Origin of the sequence: Pseudomonas sp. B34(2017), assembly GCF_002112915.1 — a bacterium.
Taxonomy (GTDB): Bacteria; Pseudomonadota; Gammaproteobacteria; order Pseudomonadales; family Pseudomonadaceae; genus Aquipseudomonas; species Aquipseudomonas pharyngis.
Window position 1 is genome coordinate 240,407 of sequence record NZ_NEJA01000007.1, and the last position, 18,338, is coordinate 258,744.

The following is an 18,338-nucleotide window of genomic DNA, read 5'->3' on the forward strand; positions in this document are numbered from 1 at the left end:
GTTACATCACCATGGGCGGCCAATGCCGGCCTCGGGAACCTGGAGACGCTGGAATGTCGCAACCGACGCAAAAGCTGCGCCTTGGCGCACTGATCGCCCTGGTGGTGGGTTCGATGATTGGCGGGGGGATTTTTTCCCTGCCGCAAAACATGGCAGCCCGGGCCGATGCCGGCGCCATTCTGATCGGCTGGGGCATCACGGCGATCGGCATGCTCACCCTGGCTTTCGTGTTTCAGACCCTGGCCAATCGCAAACCGGAACTGGACTCCGGCGTGTATGCCTACGCCAAGGCCGGGTTCGGCGACTACATGGGCTTTTCTTCGGCGTGGGGTTACTGGATCAGTGCCTGGCTGGGCAACGTCGGGTATTTCGTGTTGCTGTTCAGCACCCTCGGCTACTTCTTTCCGGTGTTCGGCCAGGGCAACACGCCAATCGCCATCGGTTGCGCCTCGGTGTTGCTGTGGGCCGTGCACTTTCTTGTGATGCGCGGGATCAAGGAGGCGGCGCTGATCAATCAGTTGACCACCGTGGCCAAGATCATTCCGCTGATCATGTTCGTGGTCATTGCCGCCGTGGCGTTCAAGGCCGAGATTTTTACCCGCGACATATGGGGCCGCAGCAACCCGAATTTCGGCGGCGTGATGGATCAGGTGCGCAACATGATGCTGGTCACCGTGTTCGTGTTCATCGGTATCGAAGGCGCCAGCGTTTACTCGGCCCGGGCGGAGAAGCGCACCGATGTGGGCCGGGCCACGGTCATTGGTTTTATCGGTGTGCTGGCGCTGCTGGTGCTGGTCAATGTGTTGTCGCTGGGGATCATGAGCCAGCCGGAACTGGCGACCTTGCAAAACCCGTCACTGGCGGCGGTGCTGGAACACATCGTCGGGCCATGGGGCGCGTTGCTGATCAGCGTGGGCCTGGCCATTTCGTTGCTCGGTGCGTTGCTGTCGTGGGCGCTGTTGTGCGCGGAGATCCTGTTCGCCACCGCCAAGGACAATACGATGCCGGCGTTCCTGAAAAAGGAAAACGCCAACCATGTGCCGGTCAATGCGTTGTGGCTGACCAATGTGATGATCCAGATTTTCCTGCTGATCACGCTGTTTTCCGCCGGCACTTACACCAGCCTGATTTACCTCGCCTCGTCGATGATTCTGGTGCCGTATCTGTGGTCGGCAGCCTATGCGGTATTGCTCAGCGGACGGGGTGAAACCTATGAGCATGCCTCCGCCGAACGCACCAAGGATCTGCTGATCGGCGGCATCGCGCTGTGTTACGCGGTGTGGCTGTTGTATGCCGGCGGGGTGAAATACCTGCTGTTGTCGGCGCTGTTGTATGCGCCGGGGGTGATCCTGTTCGCCAAGGCCAAGCATGAGCAGGGCGAGCCGTTGTTCACCACGCTCGAGAAGGGAATTTTCACCTGCGTCATCGCCGGGGCCGGGCTCGCGGCCTACGGGTTGTACAGCGGCGTGTTGTCCCTGTGAGATTGCGGCTCGATTATCAGGGGGCTTACGACTGGCCGGCGATGCTCGGGTTTCTGGCAGCGCGGGCGGTGGCGGGAATGGAGACGGTGGTCGATGGCGTGTATTCGCGCAGCATCGGGTTGAACGGGCTTCATGGTACGGTTTCGGTCTGGCCCGGTGACGCTGATGCGCTGGAGGTGGAGCTGGATTTCCCGGATCCGTCGGCGGTTCCCGAGATTGTTGCGCGCTTGCGACGGATGTTTGATCTGGATGCGGATCTACCGACGATGCAGCAGCATCTGGCGACGGATCCGCTGCTGGCGCGGCTGATCGCCGAGCGTCCGGGGTTGCGGGTGCCGGGGGCGTGGGATGGTTTGGAGTTGGCGTTTCGCGCGGTATTGGGGCAGCAGATCACCGTGGTCGCGGCGATTCGGCTGGCGGGGAAACTGGTGGCGCAGTATGGCGAGCCATTGCGTTCTGTAGTGCAGGGCCTGACTCACGTTTTTCCTCAGGCAGAGGTTTTGGCGAACGCTGATCTGGCGGCGCTGGGCATGCCGAAAAGTCGCGGGCGCACCTTGTCCGGGGTGGCGCAGGCGTCATTTGACGATCCGCTGCTGTTTGCCTCCGGGACGGCGCGGTTGCTGGCGCTGCAAGGGATTGGCGACTGGACGGCGCAGTACATTGCCCTGCGGCAGTTGCGGGACATGGACGGGTTTCCGACCGGCGATGTGGGGTTGCTGCGGGCGCTGGAAGTGCTGGAAGGCGTGCGGATGACGGCGCGGGAGTTGTCTGTTCGGGCAGAGGCCTGGCGGCCGTTTCGGGGGTATGCGGCGCAGGTTTTGTGGGCGTCTTGGAGTCGCTTTGACTGAGTCTTTCGTTTCCGACTTGAAACCGCTGCCCTCACCCCAGCCCTCTCCCGGAGGGAGAGGGAGCCGATTGGGGGATATTTGAGAAGTACATCGACTTGAACGTTCTGCATCGAATCCAAAATCGACTCGATCTCTCAGGTCGATGCATGGCGCCAGACAACTCGGTCGGCTCCCTCTCCCCCTGGGAGAGGGCTGGGGTGAGGGCAGCGATCTCAAACCATGCACAAATCTCAAAACCACTGCGGACGATGCGACCCTAACTCAGTCGCCGGCAAAGCCCACTGCAACGGCGCTCCAGCAATACGCAGCGGCGCTTGAAGCCGACGTGCCGGCCCCCATGGCGTGTGTTCCATCTGCAAGCTCTGGTCCTTTGCCTCCTCCGGACGCAACGCTTCGTCAGTCCCAGCCCCATGCTCAACCAACAGCTTCGCCGTCCGCGCCAGCGACAATCGCGTCGATCCACCTCGACCACTGCGTAACCGTTCAGTCAGCAACCGAATCACACTCGCCGCCATCAGATACCCCGTCGCATGATCCAGCGCCTGCACTGGCAACGGCGTCGGTTTGTCAGCCTGCTTCCAGCGCTGTCCGGCCTCGGCGATTCCGCTGCTCATCTGCACCAGACTGTCGAAGCCCCGACGGTTCTGCCACGGGCCGCTCCAGCCGTAGGCGTTGAGGCAAACGTCGATCAGCCCCGGCGCGAGTTGCCGGCGACGTTCAACGCCGAAGCCGAGATGTTCAAGGGCGTCGGCGCGATAGCCGTGCAACAGAATGTCGGCATCCTTGAGCAGGCTTTCAAACACTGTGCGATCTGCCGGCACATGCAGATCCAGTCGCGCACAGCGTTTGCCGAGGGTCACTTCGGGCACCACGCCGGGTTCGTTCCAGGTCGGCGGATCGATGCGCAGCACATTGGCGCCCAGCCCCGCGAGGAAGCGGCTGGCGGTCGGGCCGGCCAGTACGCGGGTCAGATCGAGCACCTTGAGCCCGGCCAATGGCCGCGCCACCGAGCCTTGCCAGGGTTGATGGTTTTCTTCTTTCCCATTCCCGAAATGCACCAAGGGTTCGGCATTCACCGCCAACCCTTGCGGATGTTTTTGCCACTGTTCCCAACTGCGCATTTCAGCCGCACAACCCTTGGCCTCGACCACCGCTCGCTCCAGATCGGCACTGGCCCATTGCGCGACTTTCGCCGCCATCGCCGCGCGGTCGGTACAGGCGCCGAGCACGCGTTCAGCAGCGGCGCGGTGATGCGGGGCGTTGGTGTGCAGGCGGATCCAGCCGTCTCGGGTTGCGTAGTCGCCGGCCACCGGATCCCACAGCGGCGGCACTTCCCAGCCGATCGGTCGCAGCGAGGTGGCGAACCAGAACGAGGCGAGGCGGCGGTCGACTTTTACGCTGGGCAAGTCGCCGGTTTGCTGCTGAAGGAGTTCGGCGACGGCTTGCCCGGCAGCGGCAATGCTCGCGCAGGCCAGGTCGGTGACGGCGAACGCCGAGGGCAGGGCGCCCTCGCCGGTGAACGGAATCGGCATGCGGGACAAGCCGAGCGCGGCTTGAATGGACGTGAGCAGATCGGTCATCGAAGGCCCTCCGGAAGAGGGCCTGATCATAGATCAAATCAGACGCGGAACTGATCCATCAATTTCATCTGCTGGCTGGCCAATGCATTGAGCTGGCTGCTGATCGCTGCCGATTCGGTGGCCTGTTCGGTCAGGGTTTCGGTGACGGTACGGATCGCCGAGACGTTGCGGTTGACCTCTTCGGCCACGGCGCTTTGCTGTTCGGCGGCGCTGGCGATTTGCAGGTTCATGTCGCTGATCACGGTGACCGCGTCGCTGATCTTGCCCAAAGCGTCCACGGCCTGGCGGATCTGACCGGCGTTGTTGTGGGCCTGGGTCTGGCTCGAGTGCATGGTCGCGACCACGCCACGGGTGCCGGTCTGGATGCGTTCAATGACCACGCGAATTTCTTCCACCGAATCTTGAGTACGCTTGGCCAGGTTACGGACTTCGTCGGCCACCACCGCAAAACCACGACCGCTTTCTCCGGCCCGGGCCGCTTCGATCGCGGCGTTCAGCGCCAGCAGGTTGGTCTGTTCGGCGATGCTGCGGATCACTTCCAGCACCGAACCGATCTGCTCGCTGTTGACCGCCAGCTCTTCGACCTCGGTCACCGCTTTGCTGACTTCGTCCGCCAGTTGATTGATGTCGCGGGTACTGCGCTCGATGATCGACATCCCGTCCTTGGCCGACTGGTCGGCGCCTTTCGCGGCGTTGGCAGCGTTCGAGGCGCTGTTGGCCACGTCGTGGGCGGTGGCGCTCATTTCGTTGGACGCGGTGGCCACCTGATCGATCTCGCGGAATTGCACCTGCATGCCTTCACTGGTCTGGCGGGCGATTTCCGACGACTGATCGGCGGTGCCACGGGCTTCGGTGATGCTCTGTTTGATCTGGGCGATGGTCGGTTGCAGCTTGTCGAGGAAACGGTTGAACCAGTTCACCAGTTCGCCCAATTCATCCTGCTTGGTGTAGTTCAGGCGCTGAGTCAGGTCGCCTTCGCCGCTGGCGATGTTCTTCAGCATTTCGGCGACGCTGTTGATCGGACGGGTCACGCCGGAGGCGGTGAGCCAGATCAGCAGCAGACCGATCAGGCCGGCGATCACGGCCACCGCCAATGCGGTAATCGTGCCGGTTTGCTGCGCGTCGTCGAGCACTGCCTGGAGCTTGACCGAGTCGGCCAGCAGCACTTGTTTCGGCAGGTCGATGACCACGCCCCAGGCCTTGGAGTCGGCAATCGGGTTGACCGGATACACGGCGCGGATCAGGTCGCCCCGTTCGAGAATCTTCGGTGTGCCGGCACTCAGCAGTTGCAGCACGTCCTTGCCCTCGGCGCCGAGGGTGTCGCCGATGCTTTTGCCGACCTTGCCGGCATCCGCGCTGTAGGCACCGAGCACGCCGCTGCCGGAGACGATCAGCATGTGCCCGGCGCTGTTGAACAGGTCACGCTGAGAGTCCACGGCCGCTGCTTGCAGGGCGTCGAGGGCGATGTCGACACCGACCACGCCGATGGCCTTGCCGTCCACCAGCAGGGGCACGGAAATGGTGGTCATGAGCATTTCCTTACCGCCCACGGTGTCGGCGTAAGGGTCGAGCAGGCAGGTGCGTTTGTTGTCGCGAGGGCAGGTGTACCAGCTGTTGTAAGGCGTGCCGCTGACGCTGAGGGTGGTCTTGTTCATGTCGTCTTCGACCATGATCGTGTTCAGCGACGGACCCGCAGCACGGCTCCAGTAACTGGCGAAACGTCCCGCCTCGTTGGACTGACGCGCGGCATCGTTGGCGAATTCGCTGTCCTTGCCGTCCAGTCCGTTGGGCTCGAACGCCAGCCAGATGCCAAGCACCTTGCTGTTGCGCTCGAAGGCGGTTTTCAGGCTCGGGTTCAACTCTTCACGCAGGGCGCCGGCGTCCAGCGAACGCTTGGCGGCCATCACTCGCATGTCCTTGATCTGGTCGGCCAGCGCGGTGATCGCCAACAGGCTCTCGCCGAAGGTTTTCTGCACCCGCACCGCTTGCTCGGCAGCCTTGGCCTGCAACAGATTCTGCACACTGGCGGTGAGCATCTTGCTGCTGGAAGCACTGACCAGTTCGTCGTTCTGGTTGGTCTGGTAAATGTTGATGCCAACGATCAGCGCCACCACACCGAGCAGGCACAGGCCGGAGAGCAGGACGATTTTCAGGCGAATGGACAGAGAGTCGAACATGGGACGTTCTCGCGAATGGATGAGCTGTTGGCTAAGGGGCAGGAAGGTGCCCGGTTCGCCAAATCCATTCAGCGCCATTCAATGCTCATCGGCGCGAGGCGCAGAGGCATGAATTACCAGCCGACGAGCGGTCACGGCTAAACGTTTGCGCGGGTAAATACCCTGAAAACAAGAGAAAAATCAGGAAATCTTCGGCAACGCTTCCGGTCGCGACCAGATCCACAGGTTGCCCAGGGTCATCCCGGCAATCGCCAGATAAATCGGCCAACCGTGATCGAGCATCACCAGCATCAGCGTGGCGCACAGCAGCATGCTGACCGTGGCGCTGACCTTGGCCTTGCGGGCGATGATCTTGCCGTTGCGCCAGTTGCTCAGGATCGGCCCGAACAGTCGATGGTTTTCCAGCCAGGCACTCAGACGCGGCGAACTGCGAGTCGCGGCCCAGGCGGCGAGCAGGATGAACTCGGTAGTCGGCAGGCCGGGCACGACGATGGCGATCAGGCCGATGCCGAGGCTGACATAGGCGAGCAGGCCAAACAGCAGGCGGGCGAGTCGGGAGGCGGCGGGTTGGGGCATGGGCTCAGCGAGAGGCTTATGTGACAAGGTGGGAATCTTACAGACTTACGCAATTCCTTGTGGGAGCTGGCTTGCCAGCGATAGCGTCCGGTCAGTCGACAGGGATGTTGTCTGACGCGCCATCATCGCTGGCAAGCCAGCTCCCACAGGGTTTTACAGTGGTCAGGATCAGGCCGGCTCGGCTTCTGTGGCGTAAGCCTGTTCCAGCAGCACGGTGAAGCGGTTGAACGCATCAATCGCGCCTTGCTCCACTTCGGCTTCTTCTTCAGCACTGAATTGCAGCGAATCGAGGGTACGCACAAAGCTCTTCCAGCCTTCTGCACGACCGCCCTCAGGCTCGCCCAGGTGACGGGCTCCAAAGGTTTCGCTCAGGTCCAGCGCGACAGCGCGTTTGATCAGGAACGCGGCGCCGAGCTTGGAGCCCTCGGAGACGAAGATCCAGCCCAGGGCGCGGGCCTTGCTCGGGTTTTTCACCGCGCCGGCGACTGGCGCAGGCACTTCGGTGTCCAGGTCGGCGAGGTCCGCTTTTGCCGCTTCGGCGCGGCAGCGGGCCGGCAGGTCAGGGACGATAGCGGTCAGTTCGGCATCGTTGTACAGCGACACCAGTTCCGACTGGAACAGGTACTGCGCGACCACGAAGCGGGCGAAATTGGCGCGGGTCTCGAACGGTGCGTGGGCCTTGACCAGTGCATCGAGCTTGCTGTGCGGCTCGTGGGTGATCTGGTTCAGGCGTTGTGAACGCAGGGCTTTTTCCGGGGTGCTCATGAGATGTCCTTGAAAAGAAGAGGCGCTTGATAACGAGACGTACGGGCAAGCGCCGGACAGTAAAAAAACCTCACGGCGCGGCAATGCATGCGCGCCGTGAGGTCATCCGGATCAGATATCCCAGACCAGGTTGATCGCGAAATTGCGACCCGGCTGGGTCAGGCGATCAAGGTTGGCCGGTTGTGTCACCGAGGCTTCGCCGACGCTGTCGTAACCGCGCACGTCATCCCACAGCCAGTATTTCTTGTCGGTCAGGTTGTAGATGCCGCCGCTGACGGTGACGTCGTCGGTGACTTTGTAATAACCGGCCAGATCGAGAATGCCGAAGCCCGGCGACTTGAATTGACTGCTGACACCGTCCGGCGATTTGAAGTTGCTGTCGTCGACGCGATCCTTCTTCTTGACCACGGTCCAGCTCAGCAGGCCGCCGTAGTTGTCCTGGTCATAACCGAGGCCGAATACGCCAGTCAGCGGGTTGACGCTGTTCAACGGTTCGCCGTTGTCGTTGTTGCGTCCGTAGGCGTAAGCAATCGAGCCTTGGGTGTACAGGCCTTGCGGCGCGCCGAAGGAATCGAGGTTCAGACGACCTTTGACTTCGGCACCCTTGATGGTGGCGTGCTTGATGTTGCTCGACTGGAACGTCAGCTCGCTGTAGCCCGGGGTGACGGCGTCTTCGTTAATGAAGTCGCGGTACTTGTTATAGAACACCGCCACGTCGAACGAGCCTTGCTCGAAGTTGCCGCGCAGGCCGGTTTCATAGCTTTTGCTTTTTTCCGGTTCCAGGTCCGGGTTCGGCGCCACGTTGTAGCCGGTGGTGCTGTTCTCGAAGCGCCCATACAGCGCTTTCGCGGTCGGGGTGCGGAAGCCTTCGGCGTACTGACCGTACCAGGTGTAGTTTTCGGTCAGGGCGTAGGTCAGGCCGAATTTCGGCGAGACTTTATGCCAGGTCTTGTTCGAATCGCTGACCGTGCCCTGGCCGTCGGCGGCCACGGTGTTGAGGAATTCCTGGGTGATGTGCGGCTTGAGCTGGGTGTAGTCGTAGCGCAGGCCCGGCAGGAAGGTCCAGTTGTTCCAGCTGATCTGATCCTGGGCGAACAGGCTGTAGGTGTTGATGGTCGGGTCCGGGAAGTCGCTGGACTTTTTCAGCACGTCGGCTGCGCTGGTAGCGCCGATGGCGGTGCAACCGCGACCGACCGCCAGGCACTTGCCGTCGCCGCTGCGCGAACCGGTGACTTTCTGCTGCTTGATCGTGGTGCCGTAAGTCAGCACGTGATCGGTATCACCGATGGCGAATGCCTTGTCCAGTTGCGCGTCGAAGACCCACTGTTTCTCTTCGTAAATCGTGTCGCGGGTGCGCAGCACTTTGCGGGTGATCGGGTAGTAGAACTCGTCGGTGCTCTGATCGGTCTTGGCGGTCTGGTGGTTGAGGCTCCACTTCACGTTGTCCGCCAGCAGGCTGTTCAACTCGAAGCTGTGCTCCAGGCCGAAACGCTCGCGGGTGATGGTGTCGTTGCCGGTGCGCCACTGGTACATGCCGCCGGGCAGCACGCTGTCCGGGATTGTCGGGGCACCGTTGAAGTAAGGGCCGCCGTAAGCGCTTTTCTGATCGGTGTCGCGATCATCCTTGTACTTTTCGTAGGTCAGGCCCAAGCGCGAACCTTCGTTGTAGTTCCAGCCGATCTTGGCCAGCACGTTGGTGGCTTTCACGTCTTCCGGGTTGGCGGCGGTGCGTTCAAGGCCGGTGCCGTTGTTGCTGCCGTAGGAATCGGTTTCGTGACCGTCGCGCTGGCTGTAGTGCAGCAAGCCGTCGAACTGGTCGGTGCGACCGGCGACGGTGGCGGATTTCAGCCAGCTCTCGTCGGCGGAGCTGTAGCCGGTCTTCAGGCGGGCGCCGACGTCTTTGCCGGGCTTGATGATGTCGTCCGGGTCGAGGGTGTAGTAACTGACGGCGCCGCCGATGGCGTTGCTGCCGTACAGCACCGAGGCCGGGCCACGAAGGATTTCGACGCGTTTGACGATTTCCGGGTCGACGTAATTGCGCTGGGTCTTGGCGTACGGGCCGTTGAAGAAACCGTCCGGCACTTCGACGCCGTCGACCTGGGTCAGGATGCGGTCGCCGTCGATGCCGCGAATGTTGTAGCCGCTGATCCCGCCGCGCTGGCCGGCGCCGCCGACGGAGACGCCCGGCTCGTAGCGCACCAGATCCTTGATGGTATTGACGTTGTTGCGGTCCAGATCCTCGCGGGTCTGCACGCTGACGGTGGCCGGCACGCTGTTAATCGACTGTTCCTGACGGGTGGCACTGATGGTCACCTGATCGAGGTTAAGCGCGCCGCTGCTGGCGCGTTTTTCCAGCACGACGTTGTTGTTGCTCAGTTTGCGGAAGCTCAGGTTGGTCCCCACCAACAGGCGCTCCAGGGCTTTTTCCGGTGGCAGCGAACCGCGCACACCCGGCGACGACACGTCCTGACCCAGTTCCGCCGGCAAACCGATCTGCCAGCCGGTGACGGCGGTGAACGCGTTGAGCGCCGACACCAGCGGCTGCTGGCCGATGGCGAACGAGTAGTCGCCCATGTTGCGCGTCGGCTGTTCGGTGGCGGCCATCAGCGGCGCGGTGCCGGCCATCAAGATAGCGGCGGTCAGCAGCGACAGCACGCGGGAAGGGGAGGAGGTCTGACGGGTAAGGCGTGAGGACATCGATAGCGCTCCGTGTCGCACGAATCTTTATAGGTGCTGATTGATCTCGCGAGATGCGAATCAATTGCATTGGCTATAACGAGACGAACGAGCTTCGGCTATCGAGTAAAAATAATTCTCATTTAGTTCAAGATCACCAGCGCCGGGAATTCCCGAAGCTTGGCCGAGGTGATGTGAGCGAGCGAACGCACCACATCCAGCGGCTGGTCGAGACGGTAATTGCCGGTGACGGCGACGTCGGCCAACTGTTCGTTGGCGTTGATGATGAAGCCCGGGTAGTAGCGGCGCAGTTCGGCCAGCACCTGGTTCAGCGGGCAGTTTTCGAAGATCAGCCGACCTTGCACCCACGCCAGATCGGTGGCGGCGTCGACCTTGGCCGGGCGGTCGAAACCGTTCGGGCCGATGCGGATGCTTTCCCCGGCGGACAGCCGCACCCGCGCATCATCACGGGTCGCCCGCAGATCGACATCGCCGCGCTGCACCCGCACCTGCGCCACGCCGTCCAGATAACGCACGGCGAATGCGGTGTCGCGCACGCTGGCCTTCACCGGCCCGGCGTCGATTTCCAGCGGCTGGCTGCGGCTGGCCGGGATCTCGAAAAACGCTTCGCCCTGATACAGCCGCGCGACTCGCTGCTGATCGTTGATCGTGCTGGAGAACGCGGAATTGGTGTTGAGCAGGACTTTCGAGCCGTCCTCGAGCTGCAGGCGCTGACGCTCGCCGACCACGGTCAGGTGATCGGCCTGCAAACGCATCGGCAGGTTGCTGAAACTGAACAGCCCGAGCAGCAGCACGGCGGCGGTGGCCAGCGGTTTCCAGTGCGGGCGCAGGCGCGTGAGGACGGTGACTTTCTTCGGTTTGGCCGCGAGATTCTGCGCGCACTGGGCGATCTGCGGGCCGTCCCAGATCGCCTGGGCCTTGGCGAACGCCTCGGCATTCAACGGATCGGCCGCCAGCCAGGCGTGAAATTGCCGGGTCTGCTCCTCGTCCGGACTGCCGAGCACGATGAGCCAGTCCAGAGCCTGGTCCATTGCGCTGGCGGCGTCCTGCGCCGATGAAGGCGAAGGGGAGCGGTGGGTGTCCGTCACGGTGTTTCCTCGGCAGTGTCTGTGCACGGCTGTTTTTTAGTGAAGCGTAAAAGTCGGGCAAGGGTAACAAAGCCCGATGATCAGTGCAGTCGATCCTGAGGTTTACAGAAAAGTCCTACGGCATCAGTCGCCGTTCAAGCGTTCGGCGACACCGATGCAGATGGTCATGATCAGTTTGAGTTCTTTCTGCACCGTGCTGAGGGACACGTTCAGTTCTGCGGCGATTTCCTGATAGCTGCGCCCGTGCAGGCGGCTGAGGATGAAAATCTGCTGTTGGCGGGGGCTGAGTTCAGCGAGACTCACGTTCAGGCGCTCCAGCAATTGTTCGGCGTGAGCGGCGTCTTCGGCACTGCTGGCGGGGGCGGCGACGCTGTGCACCACCTCCTGCGGCACATCGTCGACCATGGTGCGCGAATGAATCTTGCGCGCGCGCAAATGATCCAGCGCCAGATTGCGCGCGGTCTGGAAGACAAAGGGTTCAAGGTGATCGATGGCCCGTTCGCTCAGCGCCCGGGTGACGCGCAGGTAGGTTTCCTGCAACAGGTCTTCGGCGGTGCTGTGGTTGTTGACCATCCGTTCCAGGGTCCGCAGCAGCGAAGTGCGCTGGGCGAGGAAGACGTGATTGAAGTGTGATTGACTCACGGGATGACCTGATCCATTTCGGGCGAATGATAATGCTTATCATCCGCCCGAGTGGTCAAGTGTTGATTTCAGATTGAAATCAAACCTGTGGGGGCAGGCGTTTATTCCGCGTTGCACAGCGCCAGGCAGTTATCGAGCATCCGGTTGGAGAAGCCCCACTCGTTGTCATACCAGGCCAGCACTTTCAGCAGTTTGCCCGTGGATTTGGTGTGGTTGGCGTCGAAGATCGACGACAGCGGGTTGTGGTTGAAGTCGCTCGATACCAGCGGCAGGGTGTTGTAGCCGAGAATCTTCGAGTGCTGGCTCGCGGCTTTCATCAATGCGTTGACTTCATCGGCCGAGGCTTCGCGCTTCAACTGCACAGTCAGGTCAACCAGCGACACGTTGATTACCGGCACGCGCACGGCCATGCCGGTCAGCTTGCCAGCCAGTTCCGGCAGCACCAGGCCCACGGCTTCGGCAGCGCCGGTCTTGCTCGGGATCATGTTCTGGGTGGCGGAGCGGGCGCGGTACGGGTCGGTGTGATAGACGTCGGTCAGGTTCTGGTCGTTGGTGTAGGCGTGAATCGTGGTCATCAGACCGCTTTCGATGCCCAGTTCGCGGTGCAGCACTTGGGCCACCGGGGCCAGGCAATTGGTGGTGCACGACGCGTTGGAAATGATCTGGTGCGACTGGCGCAGGATGTCGTGGTTCACACCGTAAACGACGGTGGCATCGGCGCCCTTGGCCGGGGCCGAGATAATCACTTTGCGTGCCCCGGCGGTAATATGCGCGGCGGCTTTGGCCCGGTCGGTGAACAGACCAGTGCATTCGAACACCACGTCAATCTTTTCCGCGGCCCATGGCAGGTCGGCCGGGTTGCGGATGGCGCTGACCGAAATGCGGTCTCCGTTGACGGTCAGGCTCTCGTTGTCGTGAGCAACTTCGGCGTCGAATGTGCCATGAACGGTGTCATATTTGAGCAGATGCGCATTGATCGCGCTGTCGCCCAGATCGTTGATGGCGACGATCTGCAAATCCTGACGATAGCCTTGGGTATACAGTGCGCGCAGGACATTACGGCCGATGCGGCCAAAACCATTGATTGCGATTCGAAGAGTCATTGAACAGCGCCGCCGTCGTTTTGTTGTTGGAATTACAAGATTATTCGCATAAAAATAGAAAACAAGCCTTTTTAGTGGCAATATTTTGTTTTATCTACAACGAGTGACCTGAATCAACTGGTCCGAATGATCAACAAAACCGTTCGTCATCCCACGCGAACGGGCTTTTGATCAGCATAGACAATCAGGTCGCCACATCCGTTAGCCTGGAGTTCTACACATGCATCCCCGCGTTCTTGAGGTCACCGAACGGCTTATCGCCCGCAGCCGCGCCACGCGTCAGGCTTACCTTGCGCTGATTCGCGGCGCCGCCACCGACGGGCCGATGCGCGGCAAACTGCAATGCGCCAACTTCGCCCACGGCGTGGCCGGGTGTGGCAGCGAAGACAAGCACAGCCTGCGGATGATGAACTCGGCGAACATCGCAATTGTTTCGTCATATAACGACATGCTTTCGGCGCACCAGCCGTACGAAGTCTTCCCGGAACAGATCAAGAACGCCCTGCGCGAAATCGGCTCGGTCGGCCAGTTCGCCGGCGGTACGCCGGCCATGTGCGACGGCGTGACCCAGGGCGAGCCGGGCATGGAGCTGAGCCTGCCGAGCCGCGAAGTGATCGCGATGTCGACGGCGGTGGCGCTGTCTCACAACATGTTCGACGGCGCGCTGATGCTCGGCATCTGCGACAAGATCGTGCCGGGCCTGATGATGGGCTCGCTGCGTTTTGGTCACCTGCCGACGATCTTCGTACCGGGCGGGCCGATGGTCTCGGGGATTTCCAACAAGGAAAAAGCCGACGTGCGGCAGAAGTACGCCGAAGGCAAGGCGACTCGCGAAGAGCTGCTGGAATCGGAAATGAAGTCCTACCACAGCCCGGGCACCTGCACTTTCTACGGCACCGCCAACACCAACCAGCTGCTGATGGAGGTGATGGGCCTGCACTTGCCGGGCGCGTCCTTCGTCAACCCGAACACCCCGCTGCGTGAGGCCCTGACCCGCGAAGCCGCGCACCAGGTCACGCGCCTGACCAAACAGAACGGTAACTTCCTGCCGATCGGCGAAATCGTCGACGAGAAGGCGCTGGTCAACTCGATCGTCGCGCTGCACGCCACCGGCGGTTCGACCAACCACACCCTGCACATGCCGGCCATCGCCATGGCGGCGGGCATTCAGCTGACCTGGCAGGACATGGCCGACCTCTCCGAAGTCGTGCCGACCCTGAGCCACGTTTATCCAAACGGCAAGGCTGACATCAACCACTTCCAGGCAGCGGGCGGCATGTCGTTCCTGATCCGCGAACTGCTCGAAGCCGGCCTGCTGCACGAAGACGTCAACACCGTGCTCGGCCACGGCCTGAGCCAGTACACCAAGGAGCCGTTCCTCGATAACGGCAAGCTGGTGTGGCGCGAAGGCCCGACCGACAGCCTCGACGAAAACATCCTGCGTCCGGTGGCCCGTGCGTTCTCGGCAGAGGGCGGCTTGCGCGTGATGGAAGGCAACCTCGGTCGCGGCGTGATGAAGGTGTCCGCCGTCGCGCTGGAAAACCAGATCGTCGAAGCACCGGCCATGGTGTTCCAGGATCAGCAAGATCTGGCGGACGCCTTCAAGGCCGGTCTGCTGGAGAAGGATTTCGTCGCGGTGATGCGCTTCCAGGGCCCGCGTTCCAATGGCATGCCGGAGCTGCACAAGATGACGCCGTTCCTTGGTGTGCTGCAGGATCGCGGCTTCAAGGTGGCACTGGTGACGGACGGGCGCATGTCCGGCGCATCCGGGAAAATCCCGGCGGCGATTCATGTCAGCCCCGAAGCTTATGTCGGCGGCGCTTTGGCGCGCGTGCAAGAGGGCGATATCATCCGCGTCGATGGCGTCAAAGGCACTTTGGAACTCAAGGTGGACGCCGCCGAATTCGCAGCGCGCGAACCCGCCAAAGGCCTGTTGGGCAACAACATCGGCAGCGGTCGCGAACTATTCGGCTTCATGCGTTTGGCCTTCAGCTCGGCGGAGCAGGGCGCCAGCGCCTTCACTTCTGCCCTGGAGACGCTTAATTGAAACTGGCTTTGGTCGGTGACATCGGAGGCACCAACGCGCGGTTCGCGTTGTGGAAAGATCAGCAGCTCGAATCGGTTCAGGTGCTGGCCACGGCCGACCACGCCAGCCCGGAAGAGGCGATCAGCCTCTACCTCGGCGGGCTCGGTCTGGTGCCGGGCGCTATCGGCTCGGTGTGCCTGTCGGTGGCGGGGCCGGTGAGCGGCGATGAGTTCAAGTTCACCAACAACCACTGGCGCCTGAGTCGCAAGGCGTTCTGCCAGACCTTGCAGGTCGAGCAGTTGTTGCTGATCAACGATTTCTCGGCGATGGCGCTGGGCATGACCCGTTTGCAGCCCGGCGAATTTCGCGTGGTCTGCGAGGGCGAGCCTGAGCCATTGCGCCCGGCAGTGGTGATCGGTCCGGGCACTGGCCTGGGCGTCGGCACCTTGCTCGATCTGGGGGAAGGTCGGTTTGCCGCGTTGCCGGGAGAGGGCGGCCACGTCGATCTGCCGCTGAGCAGTCCGCGTGAAACCCAATTGTGGCAGCACATCTACAACGAAATCGGCCACGTCAGCGCGGAAACCGCGTTGAGCGGTGGCGGCTTGCCGCGGGTCTACCGGGCGATCTGCGCGGTGGATGGCCACGAGCCCAAACTCGATACGCCGGAAGCCATCACTGCGGCAGGTCTTGCAGGCGACCCGATCGCCCTGGAAGTGCTGGAGCAGTTCTGCTGCTGGCTCGGTCGCGTGGCCGGCAACAACGTGCTGACCACTGGCGGCCGTGGCGGGGTGTACATCGTGGGCGGCGTGATTCCGCGTTTCGCCGATTTCTTCCTCGAAAGCGGTTTCGCCCGCAGCTTCGCCGACAAGGGCTGCATGAGCGATTACTTCAAGGGGATTCCGGTGTGGCTGGTGACAGCGCCGTACTCGGGGCTCGTCGGTGCAGGAGTGGCGCTCGAACAGGAAGGCTGAAGATCGTTCCCACGTCGAGGCGTCGAACCCTCTGCGTGGGAATACAGCCCGTGACGCTCCGCGTCACTGGACGCGGAGCGTCCCTTGATACATTCCCACGCAGAGCGTGGGAACGATCGGTCTACACATCAGGCATAATCCGCCCAATTCCAACAACAAGGATGCCTTCGAAGTGAGCTCAGTCAACAAGTCGATTTTGTTGGTCGATGACGACCAGGAGATACGCGAGTTGCTGGAAACCTACCTGACCCGCGCGGGTTTTCAGGTACGGGCCACGGCGGATGGCGCCGGTTTCCGTCAGGCGCTGAACGAAGCGCCGAGCGATCTGGTGATCCTCGATGTGATGCTGCCGGATGAAGACGGCTTCAGCCTGTGCCGCTGGGTGCGCCAGCATCCGCGTCAGGCCCAGGTGCCGATCATCATGCTCACCGCCAGTTCCGACGAAGCCGACCGGGTCATCGGCCTGGAGCTCGGCGCCGACGATTACCTCGGCAAACCTTTCAGCCCCCGCGAACTGCAAGCCCGGATCAAGGCCCTGCTGCGTCGCGCCCAATTCGGCCAGGATCGCGGCGGCAGTGAAGTGCTGGCGTTCGATGAATGGCGGCTGGACATGGTCAGCCATCGGCTGTTTCACGCCGACGGCGAGGAGGTGATTCTGTCCGGCGCCGACTTCGCCCTGTTGAAACTGTTTCTTGATCATCCCCAGGAAATCCTCGACCGCGACACCATCGGCAACGCCACCCGTGGCCGCGACCTGATGCCGCTTGATCGCATCGTCGACATGGCCGTCAGCCGTTTGCGCCAGCGTCTGCGCGACACTGAAAAACCGCCACGCCTGATCCGCACCGTGCGCGGCAGCGGCTACCAACTGGCAGCCAATGTGGTTGCCGGCAATGGTCACTGAGTTCCTGCGCACCACCGCGCGCAAAGTGCCGATGCCGCGTTCGCTGCTTGGGCGAATGCTGCTGCTGACGCTGCTCGCGGTGTTGTTCGCCCAGACGCTGTCCAGCGTGATCTGGGTTTCCCAATTGCGCGCGACCCAGCTCGAAGGACTGGTCACCAGCGCCCGCAGCCTCGCCCATTCGATGACCGCCAGCGTCAGTTATTTCCGCTCGTTGCCGGTGGCCTATCGGCCGCTGGTGCTCGATCAATTGCGCAGCATGGGCGGCACGCGTTTTGTGGTGACGCTGAATGACAAACCGCTGGGCATGGAAGTGCTGCCGGTGACGCCGCGCAAGGCCGCGGTACTGAAAGCGGTGGATGAAGTGCTGCGTCAGTCGCTGGGCCAGGACACCGACATTCTGGTGACCTTCGTCAGCCCCGATGACTTACGGATCTTCAATGCCGGGTTGAAACTCGATGAGTTGCCACGTTCGTGGGCGCATTACGCACTGACCCTGGAACCGGTGAATCCGCCGGTGCTCGTGACCCAGATTCAGTTGGCGCCGGGTGAATGGCTGTACATCGCCTCGCTGCTGCCCGAGCCCTACACCAGTCTCGAAGAGCAGGGCCTGCCGACCCAACAGGTGTGGTTCATCGTCTTCACCAGCGGTTTTCTGTTGTTGTTCATCGGCCTGCTGGTGCACTGGCAGAGTCGGCCGCTCAAGCGTCTGGCACGGGCCGCGCGGGATTTGTCGCTGGGCGCCGATGTCGAGCCGGTGGCCGAGGGCGGCGGCAGCGAAGTGGTGGAAGTGGGCCGCGCCTTCAACACCATGCGCGAGCGGATCAGCCGTTACCTGACCGAGCGCAGCCAGTTGTTCAGCGCGATTTCCCATGACCTGCGCACACCGATCACGCGTCTACGACTGCGGGTCGAACTGCTGGAAGACGAGAAGCTGCAAACCAAGTTCGGCCGTGATCTGGACGAACTGGAGCTGCTGGTCAAGGGCGCGCTGCAGTGCGTGAAGGACACCGACATCCACGAAAACATCGAGCCGGTGGATCTGAACCATGTGCTCGACTGCCTGGTGGAGCCGTATCTGGCGCCGGCCGGCAATGGTCGCGTGACGCAGCAGGGGCGGGCGTTGGCGGCGTATCCGGGCAAGCCGCTGGCGCTCAAGCGTTGCATCGGCAACCTGATCGACAACGCGTTGAAGTACGGGCAGAACGCCCACCTGCACATCGATGACGATGATCGCGCGTTTGTGCTGCATGTCGACGATGAAGGGCCGGGCGTGCCGGAGCAGCGGCTGGAGCAGGTGTTCGAGCCGCACTTCCGGCTGGCGGGACAGCAGCAGGGTTACGGTCTCGGTTTGGGGATCGCCCGCAACATTGCCCATAGCCATGGCGGTGAAGTGACGCTGCAGAACCTGCGCGAAGGCGGATTGCGCGTGACCCTGCAATTGCCGCGTTCGGCGGATTGATCTGATTGTCACCAGTCGGTG

General features: G+C 62.2%; 14 protein-coding genes and 1 pseudogene. 6 read left to right on the top strand and 9 right to left on the bottom strand.

What is annotated here, in order from left to right:
- Positions 1-53: 53 nt before the first annotated feature.
- Both arcD and CAF80_RS22690 read left to right on the top strand, forming a co-directional pair.
- Complete coding sequence (gene arcD, locus CAF80_RS22685) at positions 54-1,481, top strand: arginine-ornithine antiporter (RefSeq protein WP_064598968.1); 1,428 nt, start codon at positions 54-56, stop codon at positions 1,479-1,481.
- A complete protein-coding gene (locus CAF80_RS22690; RefSeq protein ID WP_085667953.1) occupies positions 1,478-2,329 on the top strand; it encodes a DNA-3-methyladenine glycosylase in 852 nt (283 codons plus the stop codon). Before arcD ends, CAF80_RS22690 begins: the two co-directional genes overlap by 4 nt.
- 230 nt (positions 2,330-2,559) lie before the next feature.
- Here the strand turns inward: CAF80_RS22690 and CAF80_RS22695 are convergent, their stop codons facing one another.
- The 9 genes and pseudogenes from CAF80_RS22695 to gap all read right to left on the bottom strand — a co-directional run bounded on the left by CAF80_RS22695 (position 2,560) and on the right by gap (position 12,957).
- Positions 2,560-3,909: a CoA transferase gene (locus CAF80_RS22695; RefSeq protein ID WP_085667954.1), complete on the bottom strand. Its 1,350-nt coding sequence runs from the start codon at positions 3,907-3,909 to the stop codon at positions 2,560-2,562.
- 38 nt (positions 3,910-3,947) lie between these two features.
- Positions 3,948-4,703 carry a methyl-accepting chemotaxis protein gene (locus CAF80_RS29295; RefSeq protein WP_371320921.1) on the bottom strand — a complete coding sequence of 252 codons (756 nt, stop codon included), beginning with the start codon at positions 4,701-4,703 and terminating at the stop codon, positions 3,948-3,950.
- 102 nt (positions 4,704-4,805) lie between these two features.
- Positions 4,806-6,164, bottom strand: a pseudogene (locus CAF80_RS29300) (HAMP domain-containing protein); the annotation flags it as partial.
- Between the two features lie 102 nt (positions 6,165-6,266).
- The gene (locus CAF80_RS22705) at positions 6,267-6,662 is read right to left on the bottom strand and encodes a YbaN family protein (protein ID WP_085667955.1); all 396 of its coding nucleotides are present in this window, start codon (positions 6,660-6,662) and stop codon (positions 6,267-6,269) included.
- Positions 6,663-6,830: 168 nt separating this feature from the next.
- Positions 6,831-7,427, bottom strand: a complete 597-nt coding sequence (locus CAF80_RS22710) for a biliverdin-producing heme oxygenase (RefSeq protein ID WP_085667956.1) — start codon at positions 7,425-7,427, stop codon at positions 6,831-6,833.
- A gap of 111 nt (positions 7,428-7,538) precedes the next feature.
- The gene (locus CAF80_RS22715; protein WP_085667957.1) at positions 7,539-10,124 is read right to left on the bottom strand and encodes a TonB-dependent receptor; all 2,586 of its coding nucleotides are present in this window, start codon (positions 10,122-10,124) and stop codon (positions 7,539-7,541) included.
- A 122-nt stretch (positions 10,125-10,246) separates the two neighbouring features.
- Positions 10,247-11,212 carry a FecR domain-containing protein gene (locus CAF80_RS22720; protein ID WP_039766067.1) on the bottom strand — a complete coding sequence of 322 codons (966 nt, stop codon included), beginning with the start codon at positions 11,210-11,212 and terminating at the stop codon, positions 10,247-10,249.
- Positions 11,213-11,335: 123 nt separating this feature from the next.
- Positions 11,336-11,854, bottom strand: a complete 519-nt coding sequence (locus CAF80_RS22725; RefSeq protein ID WP_039766069.1) for an RNA polymerase sigma factor — start codon at positions 11,852-11,854, stop codon at positions 11,336-11,338.
- Positions 11,855-11,955: 101 nt separating this feature from the next.
- Complete coding sequence (gene gap / locus CAF80_RS22730) at positions 11,956-12,957, bottom strand: type I glyceraldehyde-3-phosphate dehydrogenase (protein WP_064598953.1); 1,002 nt, start codon at positions 12,955-12,957, stop codon at positions 11,956-11,958.
- 220 nt (positions 12,958-13,177) lie between these two features.
- Between gap and edd the strand changes: the two genes are divergently transcribed.
- The 4 genes from edd to CAF80_RS22750 all read left to right on the top strand — a co-directional run bounded on the left by edd (position 13,178) and on the right by CAF80_RS22750 (position 18,317).
- Positions 13,178-15,004, top strand: coding sequence for a phosphogluconate dehydratase (edd, locus tag CAF80_RS22735; RefSeq protein ID WP_064598951.1), 1,827 nt, complete (start codon positions 13,178-13,180; stop codon positions 15,002-15,004).
- Positions 15,001-15,954 carry a glucokinase gene (locus CAF80_RS22740; RefSeq protein WP_085667958.1) on the top strand — a complete coding sequence of 318 codons (954 nt, stop codon included), beginning with the start codon at positions 15,001-15,003 and terminating at the stop codon, positions 15,952-15,954. The genes edd and CAF80_RS22740 overlap by 4 nt, the downstream gene beginning before the upstream one ends.
- A 172-nt stretch (positions 15,955-16,126) precedes the next feature.
- Positions 16,127-16,858: a response regulator gene (locus CAF80_RS22745; RefSeq protein WP_074688312.1), complete on the top strand. Its 732-nt coding sequence runs from the start codon at positions 16,127-16,129 to the stop codon at positions 16,856-16,858.
- A 31-nt stretch (positions 16,859-16,889) separates the two neighbouring features.
- Positions 16,890-18,317: an ATP-binding protein gene (locus CAF80_RS22750; protein ID WP_170928295.1), complete on the top strand. Its 1,428-nt coding sequence runs from the start codon at positions 16,890-16,892 to the stop codon at positions 18,315-18,317.
- The last annotated feature ends 21 nt before the right edge of the window (positions 18,318-18,338 follow it).

Bases quoted from the DNA above. Each gene is read 5' to 3' on its own strand.
- CAF80_RS22715 (WP_085667957.1), bottom strand. From the start codon at position 10,124: ATGTCCTCACGCCTTACCCGTCAGACCTCCTCCCCTTCCCGCGTGCTG.
- CAF80_RS22750 (WP_170928295.1), top strand. From the start codon at position 16,890: ATGCCGCGTTCGCTGCTTGGGCGAATGCTGCTGCTGACGCTGCTCGCG.
- CAF80_RS22705 (WP_085667955.1), bottom strand. From the start codon at position 6,662: ATGCCCCAACCCGCCGCCTCCCGACTCGCCCGCCTGCTGTTTGGCCTG.
- gap (WP_064598953.1), bottom strand. From the start codon at position 12,957: ATGACTCTTCGAATCGCAATCAATGGTTTTGGCCGCATCGGCCGTAAT.
- CAF80_RS22695 (WP_085667954.1), bottom strand. From the start codon at position 3,909: ATGACCGATCTGCTCACGTCCATTCAAGCCGCGCTCGGCTTGTCCCGC.
- edd (WP_064598951.1), top strand. From the start codon at position 13,178: ATGCATCCCCGCGTTCTTGAGGTCACCGAACGGCTTATCGCCCGCAGC.
- arcD (WP_064598968.1), top strand. From the start codon at position 54: ATGTCGCAACCGACGCAAAAGCTGCGCCTTGGCGCACTGATCGCCCTG.
- CAF80_RS22710 (WP_085667956.1), bottom strand. From the start codon at position 7,427: ATGAGCACCCCGGAAAAAGCCCTGCGTTCACAACGCCTGAACCAGATC.
- CAF80_RS29295 (WP_371320921.1), bottom strand. From the start codon at position 4,703: ATGCAGGTGCAATTCCGCGAGATCGATCAGGTGGCCACCGCGTCCAAC.